Consider the following 16,424-nt stretch of genomic DNA (forward strand, 5'->3'; position numbering starts at 1 on the left):
CTAGCGTTTGTGCGCCGCGCCGGTCAAAGCTATTCAGCGGTGCGGCGGATGAATTGAGCCGGGCGCATGCCCAACACCCGCAAAGTGCCAAAGTAGCTACCCGCACCCAGCACAACCAGGCCGCCAAGATGTGCGACACGCTGGAAAGAATGCATGTGCAGCCAGCTTGATTCGCCCGCCATGCCCCACCACAGCAGCAGGCTCATCACGCCGATGGCGGCCGCAATTTTCAGGAAAAATAGATACCAGCCCGGCAGAGGCTGATAAATGCCCTGACTGCGCAGTTTCCAAAGCAGCAGTGAAGCATTCAGGCAGGCGCCCAGGCCGATCGACAATGCCAGTCCGGCATGCTGTAGTTTCCATACGAACATCAGGTTCATGGCCTGGGTGGCAAACAGGGTAATCACGGCGATTTTTACCGGGGTTCGGATATTTTGCCGCGCATAAAACCCCGGTGCGAGGATCTTTACCATGATCAGCCCCAGCAATCCCAGGCTATAGGCCACCAGTGCCTGACGCGTCATGAAGACGTCGTTAACGCTGAATTGGCCATAAAAAAACAGCGTGCTGATCAAGGGTACAGCCAATATTGCCAAAGCGGCGGCGGCGGGCAGCGCCAGCATCAGGGTGAGGCGTAGTCCCCAGTCCAGCAGTTGCGAATACTGGGTAGGGTCGTTGTCGGCATAGTGCTTGGCCAGGCTGGGCAACAGAATGGTGCCGAGCGCCACGCCCAGCATGCCGGTGGGAAATTCCATCAGGCGATCGGCATAATATAGCCAGGACACGCTGCCCGTCGCCAGGAATGAAGCGAAAACGGTATTGATGAGGAGCGACAGCTGCGCAATGGACACGCCGAACAGCGCTGGTCCCATGAGCCTGAGGATGCGCCATACGCCTTCATCATGCAGCTCAAGACGAAAACGCGGCAACAAGCCAAGTTGCTTGAGGAAGGGCAGTTGCAGCAACAGTTGCAGGATGCCGCCCAGCATCACTCCCCAGGCCAGTGCCATCGCGGGGATGGCGAGATGCGGCGCCAGCCACAGGGCGGCAGCAATGGTCGCGACATTGAGCAGTACCGGCGTGAATGCAGGTACCGAAAAGCGGCTGTAGGTATTCAATATGCCGCCCGCCAGCGATACCAGCGAGATAAACAGGATGTACGGGAAAATGACGCGCAGCATGGAAACGGTGACCGCAAATTTTTCCGGTGCGGCAGAGAATCCGGGCGCGCTGATATAGACCACTGCGGGTGCCGCCAGCACCCCGATCAGGGTCACCACCAGCAATGCAATGAACAATAGCGTGGCTACATGGTCCACCAGCAGTTGCGTGTCCTGGTGGCCGCGGCGGTTTTTATATTCCGCCAGGATAGGCACAAACGCCTGCGAAAATGCACCTTCGGCAAACAGGCGTCGCAACAGGTTGGGGATTTTGAAAGCGACAAAAAACGCGTCGGTGTAGATGCCTGCGCCAAAGCTGCGGGCGATGACCGCATCACGGACAAACCCGAAGATGCGTGACAACAGGGTCATGCTACTGACTTTGGCGAGGGCTCTGAGCAGGTTCATGGATTCAGCAAGAGGACGCGAAACAGCCGCAATGGTATAGGGGGCACCGCTAAAATCCAAACTTCGTCACGATACGGACGGTTGAAATTTTAGCTGTTTCATAACCCTCGTCCTGAAAAAATATTGCAGCATTGATGCATTACCTGTAAGAATGGCCCTTCTTTTTCAACAACCCGACAGGAACAATACCCATGAACAAAGCTGAACTGATCGACGCAGTTGCCGCCAGGACCGATAGCACCAAGGCCCAGACAGCAGCGATGCTGGATGCCCTGATGGTCACCGTCCAGGAAGCATTGACCAAACAGGATACGGTGCAATTAGTCGGTTTTGGCACTTTTGCCGTGGCTGAGCGCGCGGGCCGCGAAGGCCGCAATCCGGCAACTGGAAAAACCATCACTATTCCAGCCAAGAAAGTAGTCAAGTTCAAGGTGGGTAAAGCCATGGCCGATGCCGTGGCTGGCGCCAAAGCCGGTAAAGCCCGCTAACATCGCCTGACCGATATTATCCGCTTCAGGCAGTGATATCGTTTGAATTTTGGCATCATGAAAATCCTGTTTAAAACCATTGTCGTCTGGTTGCTGCTGCTTTCCGCGCCCGTTCAGGGGTTCGCAGCAGCGGCGATGATGTGTTGCGTGCCCACGCAACAACAGATGACGATGATGCCAGCCGATCACGCCGGGCATGAGATGCCCCGGCACCCTGCGGCCGCGTCTATGGATCATGCCGATTGTTGCATGTCGACCGGTGGCAGCCACGCTAACGCTGGCACATGCAGTTCCTGCTTGGCCGGCTGTGTTGGCGTGGTGATTGCCCCGCCGGTCATTGCTGTTTCTGCCATGCCAGTTTATGGCAGCGAGGCCATTCCTTTCCGCCCCCGGGTATTCCGCAGTTTCGTTTCGGCAACACCGGAACGTCCTCCACAAAGCTCTTTCGTTTAGTCAGCGAGTCGGCGCATGCCCCCGTCAGGGGGTCTGCCCGCACTCGCTATTGTTTCGCCACCGAATTGATTGCGGTGACAGAATTCTGCTTACAGACGAACAAGGATTGCCATGAACTCATTAGAAGCATTTGCGTGTGCGGCGCTGTTGTCGGCGTTGCCGCTGGTCGCGCTGGCACAGGGCGAGCCCGGTGCCAGCGGGCTGCCTGACCCTGCCGATGCGCAGGTAACGGTACCTGCGCTGCATTATCAATCACCGCTGGATGACTACCGTGTCATCGTTGAAGACGCTGGGTCGCCGGCCAAAAACTGGCGCTCTGCCAACGCTGCCGTTGGCAAGGAGGATGAGATGAGCGGCATGGATATGTCGGGCGATGCCGGCAAACATCAGCATGGAGGCAAACCATGAGCAGCTATTCATTTATGCGGCGAACGGTGCTGGGCGTTGCGCTCACGCTGCTGCTGGGCGGCTGCGCGACGTTCTCCAAAGATGGCGGGTTTGATTCAGTGGCGCAGATTGCCGAAGCGCGGCTTGGCAAAACGGTCAGGCCGGTACGCAGCAGTGATGACGCGAGGGCTATTGACGCCTCAATCAAAAACCTGCTGGCAAAACCGCTGACTGCCGATGATGCGGTACAAATTGCACTATTGAACAATCGGGGTCTACAGGCCGGGTATGCCGAGCTGGGCATCGCCGAAGCGGACCTGGTGCAGGCCGGACGTCTACACAATCCCGGGTTTGATTTCAAGCACATCACACAGGGCGCGGATACGATAATCGAGCGCACCTTTACGATGAGCCTGGTCAACCTCATCATGCTGCCACAGGCAAGCCGCCTGGAGCAGCAGCGCTTTGAGGCGGTAAAGCTGCAAGTGGCCAATCAAGTGCTGCGTCTGGCCGCCGACACGCGCAAAGCCTATTTCGAGGCGGTGGCTGCCCAGCAAAGTGTGCTTTATGCCAAGCAGGTCAATGCGGCGGCGGAGGCGGGCGCTGAACTGGGCAACCGCATGGCGCGGGTGGGCAACTGGAGCAAGCTGGAGCAGGATCGCGAGCAGGTATTTTATGCCGATGCCACGGCAGCAGTGGCGCGTGCTGAAAAGGAATCGGTGATGGCGCGCGAAAAACTGACCCGCCTGCTGGGCTTGTGGGGCGACGAGACGCAGTTCCAGTTGCCTGAACGCTTGCCTGACCTGCCAGCCAGGCCGCTGCAAGTGAAGGATGCCGAGGCATTTGCCATCAATAATCGTCTCGATATTCAGGCGGCAAGACAGCAGACGGCCAGTCTCGCGTCATCGCTGGGTCTCACGCGTACGACCCGCTTTATCAACGTGCTCGATCTGGGGTACGTGCGCAATACCGACAGCGGGTTGCCGCGCGCCACGGGCTATGAACTCAGTCTGGAGATCCCGATTTTCGACTGGGGCAGTGCGCGCGTAGCCAGGGCCGAAGCGATCTATATGCAGTCGGTCAATCACCTCGCCGAAACCGCCGTTAACGCCCGCAGCGCAGTGCGTGAGAGCTATCTTGGCTATCGCAGCGCCTACGATCTTGCCAGACATTACCGCGACAACATCGTGCCGCTCAGAAAGCAGATATCGGATGAGAACCTGCTGCGCTACAACGGCATGCTCATCAGCGTATTCGAGCTGCTGGCGGATGCGCGCGAACAGGTGCTGAGTGTGAATGGCTACATCAATGCGCTGAAAGATTACTGGGTCGCCCAGACTGATCTCTCAGCAGCCCTGGGCGGTAATCTGCCCGCCAACCTATCCAACAAGGAGTGACCATGACCAGTCGTCGAGATTTTTTGTCCGCATCGGGTGCGGTGCTGATGGGCGCCGCGATGGTAAGCCGGGTGCAGGCTGCCTCGCTGCCGGAAGCCGTTACCCAATCGGATCCTGCCACCATGCCTCCGTTGCTGCCGTCCAATGGTCGTCCCTACAACCCGGTGGTCACCTTGAACGGCTGGAGTCTGCCATGGCGCATGAAAAACGGCTGGAAGGAATTCCACCTGGTGGCCGAACCCGTGGTACGCGAGATTGCGCCCGGCATGAAAGCCAATCTGTGGGGCTATAACGGCCAGAGCCCGGGCCCCACGATTGAGGTGGTCGAAGGCGACAAGGTGCGCATTTTCGTGACCAACAAGCTGCCCGAGCACACCAGCGTTCACTGGCATGGGCAGATTTTGCCAAACGGCATGGATGGCGTGAGCGGGCTGACGCAGCCGGCGATCCAACCCGGCAAAACCTTCGTCTACGAATTTGTTGCCCGTCACCCCGGCACTTTCATGTATCACCCGCACGCCGATGAAATGGCGCAAATGGCGATGGGAATGATGGGTTTCTGGGTTACGCATCCGAAAAATCCCGGTTTCATGCCGGTCGACCGGGATTTCGTATTCCTGCTTAACGCCTACGACGTCGAGCCGGGCAGCTACACGCCCAAGATCAATACCATGCTCGACTTCAACCTGTGGACCTTTAACAGCCGGGCGTTTCCCGGAATCGATCCGCTCGTCGTCAGAAAAGGCGACCGGGTGCGCATCCGTGCCGGCAATCTGACCATGACCAATCACCCGCTGCACCTGCACGGACTCAACTTCGAAGTCACCGGAACCGATGGCGGCTGGGTGCCCAAATCGGCGCGCTGGCCGGAGGTGACCACCGATATTGCCGTCGGCCAGATGCGCGCCATCGAGTTTGTCGCCGATGCGCCGGGCGACTGGGCATTCCACTGCCATAAATCGCATCACACCATGAATGCCATGGGGCACAGCGTGCCGACCATGATCGGCGTCGATCACAAGGGCATTGCCGAGAAGATCACCAAGCTGGTGCCGGATTACATGGTAATGGGCGACAAGGGCGGCTCGATGGGAGATATGGAGATGCCCATCCCGGATAACACCCTGCCAATGATGACCGGCCAGGGGCAGTTTGGCCCCATCGAGATGGGAGGCATGTTCACCGTAGTCAAAGTGCGTGAAGGATTGGCCCGCAATGACTACAAAGACCCTGGCTGGTATCACCAGCCACCTGGCACGCGGGCCTACGAATGGACCGGTGAAATGCCCGCCGCAGCCAGTGCACCAGTCAAGCCCGACGCCACATCTGCCGCCCCATCCGGCGCGGCGCAGCCAGTATTCAACATCAAGCGTGGCGGGGTGCATGAGCACTGATTGTGGTAAATGCTCCATACGTGATAGCCCGATAGTCCTGCCGGCTGAAGAGGGAGCCGGACTGGCTCAAAAAAAGTCCGGGATCAGCCAGTAGAAGACCGCCGGCTCCGGGTCAGCACCCTGGGTGCTGACCCGGCAATGCGACCCTGGCGGCTGTGGGCGCGCGCCTGTATGCCCCGCATCAGGACAGCGGCACCCCCATCACCAGGCGAATTTGTCTGGCCGCATATCGCCGTCATCATTACCCGCGCCATCCCGCAGAGCCGTCGTTACACGCTCTACGGGACCAAGCGTGGTCATCGTGAGCCCTCAACGAGGCTGCAGAAAAACTGCTTGAGGGGTCAGGCAACCCGGTCTTCGGGAGTCGCTTGACCCTTCCCCAGTCCACGATCATTGAATACTGCGCGTTTTGACAAGTCATTTTTATTCATCGCTTTCATCAACACCACCAGGAAGGCAAAGTCATGAGCATTATCACCAACGGCATTGATCCCGCCAAGACTCTTTTCGCTGTGCAGGCGTGAATGAAAGCGGCAAGGCAGAACTGGTCAAACCCAAGCTAAGCCGCGACCCGTTACTGCCCGCTAATTGCCAATTTACCACCGTGCCTGATCGGCATGGAAGCCAGCTCCGGCGCCCACCACTGGGCACGCCTGTGCCGTCAGCACGGCCACACTGTCAAACTGATGGCGCCGAAGTTCGTCACCCCGTACCGGATGAGCGGCAAGCGCGGCAAGAACGCCGCCGCCGATGCGGCCGCCATCTGCGAAGCCGTCCCCCGGCCTGATGGCTGAATTCGGCATCGTTCTGCCGCAGAAGGTCACCGGCCTGCGCCAGCACATCGGCCAGCATCTTGAAGACCTGCCGGGCTACGTCCAGCGCTGCATCGGGGGCTTGCTGGCGCACGCGGGTCAACTCGATGCGCAAATAGCCCGCTATGACCAAGCGATTTCACAAGCGGCGCGCGAAAATGCGCGCAGCAAGTATTGGTTATCTCTCCCGCCGCGCAGCGTGTTCTGGTTAGGCCCAACGTTCAAATTGAGGCGCTGCGCGCTTTTGCGCAGTCCCCGTCATGATCCAGCGGCAGCAAGCATTTCCTGCGAGTGTCGACCAAGGTTTCTGAGCATGCTTATCATGGCGCCCAACGTGGAGCTAACCGGCGTGCAAAAGCAGAGCGAAGCGGCGCTTTTGCACGTCCGTGTTGAGCGATTTGTTAGGCATTGATTGCCTGAAGCTCCGTCATGGCCCCGCGTAACACAAGCAGTGCTGACCGAAGGAACAGGACGGCAAGCGCCAAGCCAATCAGGATGTCGGGCCAACCCGAATTGGTGAGCCACACGCCCAAGGCGGCGAACAGTACCGAGACATTCGCAATAATGTCGTTGCGAGAACACAACCAAACCGAACTCATATTGATGTCGTCGGCTCGATGCCGCCAGAGTAAAACCAGACATAAACTATTTGCGGCAAGTGCGAGTAGGCCAATAGCGCCAATGGCCTCGAACACTGGGACATGCGGAACAATGATCTTGTAAATGGCTTGCCCAAGAACGAAAAGACCAAACGCAGCCATGATGCTGCCTTTGAATAAAGCAGCAATGGCTTTCATTCTTGCACCGCGTGCGACAACGTAAATGCTGAAGCCGTAAACCAAAGCATCGCCCAGCATGTCCAGCGAATCCGCGACCAATGAGACGGAATTGGCGAGCAGTCCTGCTGTGAGCTCTACTACGAACATTACAGCATTAATGCCCAGGACTATTTTGAGCGTCGAGCTTTGGCGAGTGCGAAGTGCCTCGATCTCGAAAGCCTTGTCGTTGCAACAATCAGCCATTGTCTGTTCTGAAGATGCCTAACGTAAAGTAGCCGTCCTAAAACACAGAAAGTAATGCGTCACACTGACGTATAATGCGGATGAAACGGCATAATATGATGAAATATCAATCATGGTGATATTATTTTCCGTCCTATCAGGAATTTAAAATGCGTCAATCCTCAACGCTCTCCCCAACAGATTCCAATGCCCCGCGTTTGTTGAATCAGGTGCGGGACAAAATACGGCTGAAGCACTATAGCATTCGGACTGAGCAGGCGTATACCGACTGGGTAAAGCGTTTTGTTTTATTCCATGAAAAGCGTCATCCCCGGGAAATGGGCGCTGTTGAGGTTGAGCAATTTCTCACGCATCTGGCGGTGGTGGGCAAGGTTTCCGCTTCAACACAGAATCAGGCGAAAAGCGCTTTGTTGTTTTTGTATCGGGATGTGCTGGCGATTGACTTGCCCTGGTTGGGGGAGGTGGCTCAGGCGAAAAACGCCAAGCGCTTGCCTGTGGTGCTGACCGTGCAGGAAACGTTACGTTTGCTGGAGCGGGTTGAGGGCACTAGCGGATTGATTGCGCGTCTGTTGTATGGCTCAGGGATGCGGGTGATGGAGGGGGTTCGGCTGCGAGTGAAGGATATCGATTTTGCACGGTGCGAGTTGATTGTGCGTGAAGGCAAGGGGAATAAAGACCGGGTGACGATGTTGCCGCAAAGTTTGGTCGAGCAGTTGCAACGTCATTTGGCCCGGGTAAAAGATTTGCATGATCGTGAGTTGGCAGAGGGCTTTGGCGATGTGTATATGCCCTTTGCGCTGGCCCGAAAGTATCCTGCAGCCGAGCGTGAATGGCATTGGCAATATGTGTTTCCCGCAGCCAGACGTTCGCTTGATCCGCGCAGTCATGTGGAGCGTCGCCATCATGTGAGCGAGCAGGCGGTGCAACGGGCCGTGCGGCAGGCGGCACGCGATGCAGGTTTAACCAAGCCGGTGTCGCCGCATACGCTGCGCCATTCGTTTGCCACGCACCTGTTGCAAGCGGGCTGCGATATCCGCACCGTGCAGGAGTTGCTTGGGCACAAGGATGTACAGACCACGATGATCTACACGCATGTGTTGAACCGGGGCGGGCGCGGCGTGGCCAGCCCGCTGGATGTGCTGTGACGGCGCTGCCGCCGGCGATTTTCCTGATGGGTCCGACCGCTTCCGGCAAAACCGGGGTGGCGGTGGAGCTGGCGCAACGGCTGCCGGTGGAGATCATCAGTGTGGATTCGGCGCTGGTGTATCGCGATATGGACATCGGCACGGCCAAGCCGGATGCGGCTATGCTCACCGCTGCGCCGCATCATTTGATCAACCTGATCGACCCGACCGAGGTGTATTCTGCTGCGCGTTTTCGTGCAGATGCGCTGGCCTTGATGGTGGACATCACCGCGCGCGGACGGGTGCCGCTGCTGGTGGGTGGCACCATGCTGTATTTCAAGGCGCTGCGTGAGGGCTTGACGGATTTGCCCCAGGCGGATGCTGCCTTGCGCGCAGCCATCGAGGCCGAGGCTGCGGCGCGCGGCTGGCCCGCGCTGCACGCCGAACTGGCACGGCTCGACCCCGAATCCGGGGCGCGTTTGCAGCCGACCGATACGCAGCGTATCCAGCGCGCGCTGGAGGTGGTGCGGCTGACCGGCAGGCCGATGTCGGATTACTGGCGCGCAGGGCGAGCGAATACGCTGCCGTATCGCCTGTTGCCGATAGCCATGGTGCCGGCAGACCGTGCGTTGCTGCATGGGCGGATTGCACGGCGTTTTGATGCCATGCTTGGCGCCGGGCTGATTGATGAGGTACGCGCCTTGCGCGAAAAATATCGGCTGGATGCGGCGCTGCCGTCCATGCGCTGTGTGGGTTACCGGCAGGTGTGGGAATATCTGGAAGGCGAATACGGCCGGGACGAGATGCGCGACCGCGGCGTTTTCGCCACACGTCAACTGGCCAAGCGTCAGTTGACCTGGCTGCGCGGGATGCAGGACATTATCCGGGTCGAGCCATCATACGCGGACAATGCCAGCCTGGGCGTGTTGCCGATGGTGACCGCCGAACTGGATAGCAGGCTGCAGTAACGCGGCTAGACTGGAATCAGTTGGTGCAGGAGCACAGGTTTTTCAATCGCGTAGCCTTGTGCGTAATCAATGCCGATTTCTTTCACCTTGTCGAAAATGGCGTCGCTCTCCACATATTCGGCGATGGTTTTCAGGCCAAGCGCGTGGCCGACTTCGTGCATCGATTTGACCATGGAAAAATCGGCGTGCTCCTTCAGCATATCGCGGATAAATGCGCCGTCTATTTTTAGATAATCCACTTTAAGTCTTTTCAAATAGGCGAATGAGGAGTAACCGCTGCCAAAGTCATCCAATGAGAACCGGCAGCCGTAAGCTTTGACTTTGTCTATGAAATCCTGCGCCGCATCCAGCCTTTCTATGGCTGCGCTCTCGGTTACTTCGAAGATGATTTTTTCTGGCGGCAGGTCGCTTGCGTCGAGCGTATTGCGGATAAAATCAAGCACATTCTCGTTAACCAGCGATAGCCCAGACAGGTTGATCGAGAAGCCGTTTATGACGCCAAGCTGCGCGGCGTTTTTCCTGATCCATTTGAAGCTGTTGCGCAGTACCCAGAGATCAAGATCGGGGCAACGCTTCCAGCGTTCGGCGGCACGAATGAAGTCGAACGGCTGTATCCCCAGGCTGTCGTGCAGGCCAAGCAGAATCTCATAGTGGGGCAAACTCCCGTTATCTGACAGTACTGGCTGGATTTTTTGACAGCGCAGAAACAGCAGGTCTTCATTGAGTGCTTTGTCGATAATGCCTGCCCATTCGAAAAGCGCCTGCTCGGATTTTATTTGCGAGCTGGTATTTTCATAACGCTGGACCGTGTTTGACCCCATTGATTTTGCAGCCACGCAGGCTGATCCGGCATTTTTAATCAGCGTGGACGGGGAATCTGCATCCGCAGAAAGTTCTGCAATGCCTGCGCTCACCCCCAGCACGAAGCTTTTGTCCTGGCATGTGATGCGGTGTTCCTTGATTCGGGAGACCATGTTTTGAGCGGCGACATAAGATTTGTCGAGAGTGCGTCCCCTGAACAGGACTGCAAATACATCTTCGCCCAAACGCGAAAACAGGTCGCTTGGCTGAATCTCCTTGCTTAAGGACGCAACCACGGCAAGCAACGAGGCTTCAGCCTCGGCCTGGTCACAGCTGTGATAAATTGCCTTGAGCTGGTCGAACATCATCAGGCACAGAATGGCGCCCTGATTTTCTGTGCCGTCACCGGCAAAAATTTTCTCAAGCTGGTTCATCAAGCCTTTGCGGTTCAACAGCCCGGTTTCAGGATCATGCGTCGCCTGGTGGTAGAGCCATTCGTAGGCATCGAGCATGACCTTGTGCGCCGAGCGCTCCATGAATGGCGCGTCCAGTCCCGGGATCTTGATTGCGGTACCGGTTTTGATAGCGTGCGCAAGGTCGTGCTGTTCCAGATGGCGCTTTTTTGTCGCGGAGCGGTTGGTGAAAACGAATCGGCTTTGCAAAAGATTCGACCAGACCAATTGGTGAGGCACCTGGCTTCCCTGCTGGTCGAAGGACAGCCAATCCCCTTTGCGCAATTGGCGGATTTTCGCATCGCCCGGATTGTGTTTGCCTGTCGCATCAGGTTCGCCCGAGCCATGGAACTGAAATTCGACGGGTTTTTTCCCCTGCAACTGTTTTGATAAATCTTGCGTGATGTCTTCGATGGCCGCTTCGTCGAAGAGCGTTTCTTTCAGTTTTTCCGAAATGTAAGTGACAAGGATGTGAGTTTTTTTCGCATCGATTCCTTTGACGATCGCATCAGGTGCCAGCAACGCGAGCAAATCGTCCAGCAGCGCCAGGGCGCGTTGGTGCTCCATGCTGTCCTGGCCCTGGCGCAGGGAAGTCATCTGCAGATAATGGCGCCAGCCCGTATCGAGTAAAACCAGAATAATTTTCGGCACCATTTTACCGCCCAGGCGCAGGCGAATTTCCTGCTCTACCTGATCTCGAACCAGGCAGATTTTCTCGCCGCCCTCGCTGATCAGTTGAATCCGGCGTGCGTTTTTTTTCCTGGCGTTTTCGATGGGTCCAAGCAGGCTGGCCAATATCCCGTTCACTTCGTCGAAGACGGCGGGGTTGGCCTCGTAATTGTCCACCACCCGATTGGCCAGTTGGTGCAGGAGCTGGAGCAGCTTGGGATCGAATATTTTTCCGGAATCATCGGCGGCCACGTAGTAGCGCTCGAACAGATTCACCGTCTGGCGCGCGGGATGCGCGTCCGACTCCAGAAATTTTTCATCCAGCAAAGCCAGCTTGAGCAGCGGCATCTCCAGTTTCTTGAGCAGGGCGCGAATATCGGAACCCTGGGCATCGTCCGTGAGCGGTTTGCTGAGAAGCGCATCAAAAAGCCGTATGGCCTGAAAATATTTATCACTGCCCGCCTCGCTGCCCTCGAGCTGCGGCAGCTCCGTAGTCAATCGCCGCTTGATTGAAACGTGGTCGTTTTGTTCGATCCCGCAGTTTTGCCGGAGTCGGACGCTGTCCAGCACGTTCAGTATTTTTTCCAGGTTGGCTCTGCCCTCAGGGATATTGGCGCCTGGGGAGGGCTGAGTGCCGGTGTGGCCATATTTGAAGTTATCTTGCTGCGCGTTGTGAGCGGCATTGAACAGGCTGTTCACCGCAGGTATCAGGCTGCTGGTCCGCGGGGTAGACGAATCTGCGAAATTCGCATGCCCGCGGAAAACGAGATGGTCGATCGGCGACCTAAATTCGGTCTTAGGATCACTTAAATAGTGCAGTAGATTGTCCAGCTTGTACTCCCGCTGATCGTTGCCGATAGAATCAGAAGCGGGGCCAGTGGTGCGTTGGGAGGACGGCGGTTTGCCGTTCCGATCAGGTGCGAGCGTTTGCCCGGCCTGATTCGGAGAGGTGTCCGAATTTTTTGTTTTCTGTGCGGGCCCGCTGTCTTGCACAGCGGCGGCCTTTGGATTCCTGAGCGCCGGCACGAACGCGACAGTTTCGTTTAAGCCCTGATAAAAATCCCCGAAAAAACGGGAAAGCGACTCGAAAAATGTCTGGTACAGTACCGCCCTGACCGTATATTTCAGGTCAATATCCGATATGGTTTTGCGAAAAGTCTGAAAAATGAAATAAGGCCCATACGGGTTGTCGTGCGCAGTGGCAGCGCTGGAGGCCAGTACCCGGTATCGTATTTCAAAATTTTCTATTGCGGACTGATGTTCAAAGCCCAGCTCATTGATTACCTGGGAGACGTTTAGCCAATCTTCAAAATCGTCGATATCGACCAGGGATAGTTGTTCGCTTTGGTACTGGTCAACCGAGGCGGGCCGTTGATCGAATATTTGTTGGAGATATGACGCATCCAGAAACGCCAGCTCGATTTCTGCGCGACGCGAGAAAAGCAACGGGTAGAGGGTGTTGATGAGCCGGTTTTCTGTGAAATCAGGGGACTGGTAGGCAGCCTGAATCAGCTTGTCCTCCAGGTTTTCATAGAAGTCCTGGATAACCTGTTTGATGAAAGCAATAAATTGCTCGTGGCATCTGGCTTTAGCCGTATCAACCCGGGGTTGGGGAAAGGCATGCGCCGGGTTCGGCGTGGAGGTCCTGGCGCTTTCTTCCGCTACCCGTGTCAAGTCCAGGAAGGCGTTTATCGGGAAATTTTCTACTGCAATTCCCAGGGAGTTCTGAGAAACGCGCACAACGCTTCCGGAGAGTCGATACAAGTCCGCGCCGGCCAGATCCGGACGAAATTCGATGGTAATTATCCGGTCCTGCAGGGCAGGGACAGATGCGGGATATATACCGGAATCCGGTAATAATAAGGATACAAGGACGCCTTTCGGGCAGAAATCATTGATTTCGCATGGCAACGACCCGGCCCAGCCATTTTTCAGAATTGCGGGTTGCAATACCCGGAACCGCTTGTATTGGCGTCTTTCGGCAGATCGATTCATAAGCAATCAGTCCCGGAGAGTTAAGCTACCCATGCGCTGAATTAACGTTTTTTTGGCGCGCATTCACTAAATTAATATTATCCAGCCCCGCAGGACGTGATTTCCTCATGTGGAGTGGCCGGTGACTTTCACTCGGGCACGCCCGCGCGCCAGGCGGATGTTGAGAGATTCGTCAACCCGAATCTGGTCGCTGCCGTGAATAATGTCGCCTTGTTCGTTTTGCACGATGCTGTAGCCGCGCGCCAGTACCGCTTCCGGGTTGAGGTGGGTGAGGTGGCTGGCAAGCCGGGCGGTTTCCTGATTGGCATGGGCGAGTTGCAAGTGCATGGCACGTGTCAGCGCGGCGGCGCGGGCAGCAAGGGCAAGCTGCCGAACGGCGAAATCGGGGCTGGCCTGCAGGAGCCGCCGGGCGAGCGTGCTGTGGTGCCAGTGGCGGCGTTCCCGGGCGGTTACCATCGCGTTACGCAGGCGCTGCGTGAGGTGGCCGAGGGCAGCTTGCCGGGCTTCCAGCCTGCGCCCCGGATGCACCAGTCGGCGTGCCAGGTAGTCCAGTTGCTGGCTGTGGGTATCGAGTCGATGGCGTGCCAGGCGCCGTAGTCTCGCCTGGTTAAGTTCCAGCTTGTGGATCAGGTCGGTGCGGTTGGGGCTGGCCAGCTCTGCCGCCGCTGTGGGGGTGGGAGCGCGCAGGTCGGCTGCGAAGTCGGCGATGGTGAAGTCGGTCTCGTGGCCGATGCCGCACACGATGGGGATGGGGCTGGCGGCTACCGTGCGCGCCACGATTTCTTCGTTAAATGGCCACAGGTCTTCAATGCTGCCGCCCCCCCGGCACAGGATCAGCACGTCGCATTCGGCTCTTCGATAAGCGCTTTGCAGTGCGGCGCTGATCTGCACTGCGGCGTCCGCACCCTGCACCGGTGTTGGGTATAGCACCACCGGCAGGGCGGGCATGCGGCGTTTGAGGGTGGTGAGCACGTCGCGCAATGCTGCCGCCTGGAGCGAGGTGACAACGCCAATACGCTGCGGGAAGGCGGGCAGGCGGCGCTTGCGGGCAGAATCAAACAGGCCCTCTTGTTCCAGTTTGGCCTTGAGCTGTTCAAATGCCTCGAACAGCGCACCCAGTCCGGCGCGGCGCAGGCTATCCACCTGGAGCTGAAATTCGCCACGTGCCTCATACAGGGTCGGCGTGGCGCGTACTTCCACCTGCATTCCGTTATCTGGCAGCCAGTCAATAAACTGGTTGCGCCCGCGAAACATGACACAGCGTACTTGGGCGCTGGCGTCCTTGAGCGAAAAATACCAGTGCCCCGAGGCAGCACGCGTGAGGTTGGAAATTTCGCCCGCGATCCAGGCCAGCGGTAGCGTTTGTTCCAGCGTCTCGCGCGCCAGGCGATTGAGTGCGCTGACACTCAGCACGGGCTGGGCGGGAGGAGAAAACAGGGGCGTGATCATGTTTTTGTCAAGAAGTTCTTCCACAGTCACGGAAATTTAACATGAGCGTTGAGCTTAATGGGTTGATGCAACAGGGTTTTTTATAACATCATGTTTTTAAACAAAAATTATACGATTAAAAATACAGCGACGGATAAAATTTCTTTATCTGCTGGTTACTTAGGGGTGAGCTGAACATCTTACCCACAAAGTTATCCACAGCTTTTGTGGGCAACTGAAAAAAAGCTTGCGGGCTGGCAAGTTAGCATCGTCATTGTAGCCATATCATGAACAATGTGTGCTAAATCTGGAAATTGGAAATTGCATCACCGTTACTCCCGGTGCCGCCCTTGCCGAAACTGGCTTGCCAAGCTAAAGTGACGCACGTTTTCGATTCCCGGGAGTTCATGCGTGTTAGCCATTATCGAAGCAGCCGGTTGGCCGATCTGGCCACTGATTTTAGCCTCTGTGCTGACGCTTGCCATCATCATCGAGCGTTTCATTTCATTGCGTCAGAAAGAAGTTGCCCCGCGCGGCCTGCTGGAGGGTGTGGTGCAGGAGTACCGCAAGCAGGGCGTAACCGCGGAGATGCTGGGCCGCTTGTCCATGGGCTCACACTTGGCGCGCATTTTTGGCGCGGGTTTGCGCAATGCGAAAGCGCCCCGGGAGGTCATGAAGGAATCCATCGAAGAGGCCGGACGCGCGGCAGCGCACGATCTGGAGCGTTTTCTCACTGCGCTGGGCACGATTGCTTCGATTGCGCCCTTGCTTGGCCTGCTCGGCACGGTGATCGGCATGGTGGAAATTTTCGGCGCGCAAACGCCTTCAGGCGGCAACCCGGCGGTACTCGCGCATGGTATCTCGATTGCACTGTACAACACGGCGTTTGGCCTGATTGTGGCGATCCCCAGCATGATTTTCTACCGGTTTTTTCGCACCCGTGTGGAAGCCCTGGTAGTGGAGATGGAGCAGCAGGCCATCAAGCTGGTGGAAATGGTGCACGGTGAGCGGACATGAATTTCCAGCGCGGCCAGCACCGGGATGAGCCGGAAATCAATTTGATTCCGATGATTGACGTGTTGCTGGTGATTTTGATTTTTTTGATGGTGACCACCACCTACGCCAAATTCTCCGAATTGCAGATCAACCTGCCCCAGGCCGCCGGTGAACCAGCCAAGGAAAAACCGGCCCAAATCAATGTGGCGGTGGACGCCGCCGGTAATTACCAGATCAACGATGCGGCAGTGAATTTTGCCAACATCGCGAGTTTGTCCGATGCCCTTAAAAAAGCGGCAGGCAGTGCCGCCGCACCGGTGATCGTCATTAACGCCGACGCTAAAGCCAACTATCAGTCAGTGATCAACGTGATGGAAGCTGCGCGTGAGGCAGGCTTGGTGCGCGTCACCTTCGCCACCCAGCGGGGCGAAATCCGCTAATTATCCTGGCTGGCTGCTGCCAGCCGATGT

At 57.1% G+C, this 16,424-nt stretch carries 13 protein-coding genes and 1 pseudogene; 10 read left to right on the forward strand and 4 right to left on the reverse strand.

Annotated elements, in window-relative coordinates; genetic code table 11:
• Window positions 1-29: 29 nt before the first annotated feature.
• The gene (gene murJ / locus GZH91_RS05705) at window positions 30-1,568 is read right to left on the reverse strand and encodes a murein biosynthesis integral membrane protein MurJ (RefSeq protein WP_147073975.1); all 1,539 of its coding nucleotides are present in this window, start codon (window positions 1,566-1,568) and stop codon (window positions 30-32) included.
• A gap of 191 nt (window positions 1,569-1,759) precedes the next feature.
• On the opposite strand from murJ, the gene GZH91_RS05710 reads away from it, so the two are divergent.
• The 6 genes and pseudogenes from GZH91_RS05710 to GZH91_RS05735 form a co-directional block, all read left to right on the forward strand.
• Window positions 1,760-2,056, forward strand: a complete 297-nt coding sequence (locus tag GZH91_RS05710) for an HU family DNA-binding protein (RefSeq protein ID WP_147073977.1) — start codon at window positions 1,760-1,762, stop codon at window positions 2,054-2,056.
• 42 nt (window positions 2,057-2,098) lie between these two features.
• Window positions 2,099-2,509 (forward strand): hypothetical protein, encoded by a 411-nt coding sequence (locus GZH91_RS05715; protein ID WP_170227452.1) that lies wholly within the window; start codon window positions 2,099-2,101, stop codon window positions 2,507-2,509.
• Between the two features lie 111 nt (window positions 2,510-2,620).
• Window positions 2,621-2,917: a hypothetical protein gene (locus GZH91_RS05720; RefSeq protein WP_147073981.1), complete on the forward strand. Its 297-nt coding sequence runs from the start codon at window positions 2,621-2,623 to the stop codon at window positions 2,915-2,917.
• Window positions 2,914-4,293 (forward strand): TolC family protein, encoded by a 1,380-nt coding sequence (locus tag GZH91_RS05725; RefSeq protein WP_147073983.1) that lies wholly within the window; start codon window positions 2,914-2,916, stop codon window positions 4,291-4,293. Before GZH91_RS05720 ends, GZH91_RS05725 begins: the two co-directional genes overlap by 4 nt.
• Before the next feature lie 2 nt (window positions 4,294-4,295).
• Complete coding sequence (locus tag GZH91_RS05730) at window positions 4,296-5,687, forward strand: multicopper oxidase family protein (protein WP_147073985.1); 1,392 nt, start codon at window positions 4,296-4,298, stop codon at window positions 5,685-5,687.
• A gap of 464 nt (window positions 5,688-6,151) precedes the next feature.
• Window positions 6,152-6,686 (forward strand): annotated as a pseudogene (locus GZH91_RS05735) (IS110 family transposase); the annotation flags it as partial.
• A gap of 214 nt (window positions 6,687-6,900) precedes the next feature.
• On the opposite strand, the gene GZH91_RS05740 reads toward GZH91_RS05735, so the two are convergent.
• Window positions 6,901-7,521, reverse strand: coding sequence for a cation transporter (locus GZH91_RS05740; RefSeq protein ID WP_147073987.1), 621 nt, complete (start codon window positions 7,519-7,521; stop codon window positions 6,901-6,903).
• A 149-nt stretch (window positions 7,522-7,670) separates the two neighbouring features.
• Here GZH91_RS05740 and GZH91_RS05745 point away from each other — a divergent pair, with 149 nt between their 5' ends.
• The gene (locus tag GZH91_RS05745) at window positions 7,671-8,666 is read left to right on the forward strand and encodes an integron integrase (RefSeq protein ID WP_147073989.1); all 996 of its coding nucleotides are present in this window, start codon (window positions 7,671-7,673) and stop codon (window positions 8,664-8,666) included.
• Window positions 8,667-8,692: 26 nt separating this feature from the next.
• On the forward strand, window positions 8,693-9,613 hold the full coding sequence (miaA, locus tag GZH91_RS05750) for a tRNA (adenosine(37)-N6)-dimethylallyltransferase MiaA (RefSeq protein WP_223264584.1): 921 nt from the start codon (window positions 8,693-8,695) through the stop codon (window positions 9,611-9,613).
• A gap of 5 nt (window positions 9,614-9,618) precedes the next feature.
• On the opposite strand, the gene GZH91_RS05755 is transcribed toward miaA, so the two are convergent.
• Entirely contained in the window at window positions 9,619-13,530 is a 3,912-nt protein-coding gene (locus GZH91_RS05755) for a DUF1631 family protein (protein ID WP_147073993.1), read from the reverse strand.
• Between the two features lie 105 nt (window positions 13,531-13,635).
• Window positions 13,636-14,979 carry an exodeoxyribonuclease VII large subunit gene (xseA, locus tag GZH91_RS05760; RefSeq protein WP_147073995.1) on the reverse strand — a complete coding sequence of 448 codons (1,344 nt, stop codon included), beginning with the start codon at window positions 14,977-14,979 and terminating at the stop codon, window positions 13,636-13,638.
• 390 nt (window positions 14,980-15,369) lie between these two features.
• Here xseA and GZH91_RS05765 point away from each other — a divergent pair, with 390 nt between their 5' ends.
• The gene (locus GZH91_RS05765) at window positions 15,370-15,975 is read left to right on the forward strand and encodes a MotA/TolQ/ExbB proton channel family protein (protein ID WP_147073997.1); all 606 of its coding nucleotides are present in this window, start codon (window positions 15,370-15,372) and stop codon (window positions 15,973-15,975) included.
• Window positions 15,972-16,394, forward strand: a complete 423-nt coding sequence (locus GZH91_RS05770; protein ID WP_147073999.1) for an ExbD/TolR family protein — start codon at window positions 15,972-15,974, stop codon at window positions 16,392-16,394. The genes GZH91_RS05765 and GZH91_RS05770 overlap by 4 nt, the downstream gene beginning before the upstream one ends.
• The last annotated feature ends 30 nt before the right edge of the window (window positions 16,395-16,424 follow it).

The sequence above is a fragment of the Sulfuriferula plumbiphila genome (assembly GCF_009938015.1).
Classification (GTDB): domain Bacteria; phylum Pseudomonadota; class Gammaproteobacteria; order Burkholderiales; family Sulfuriferulaceae; genus Sulfuriferula; species Sulfuriferula plumbiphila.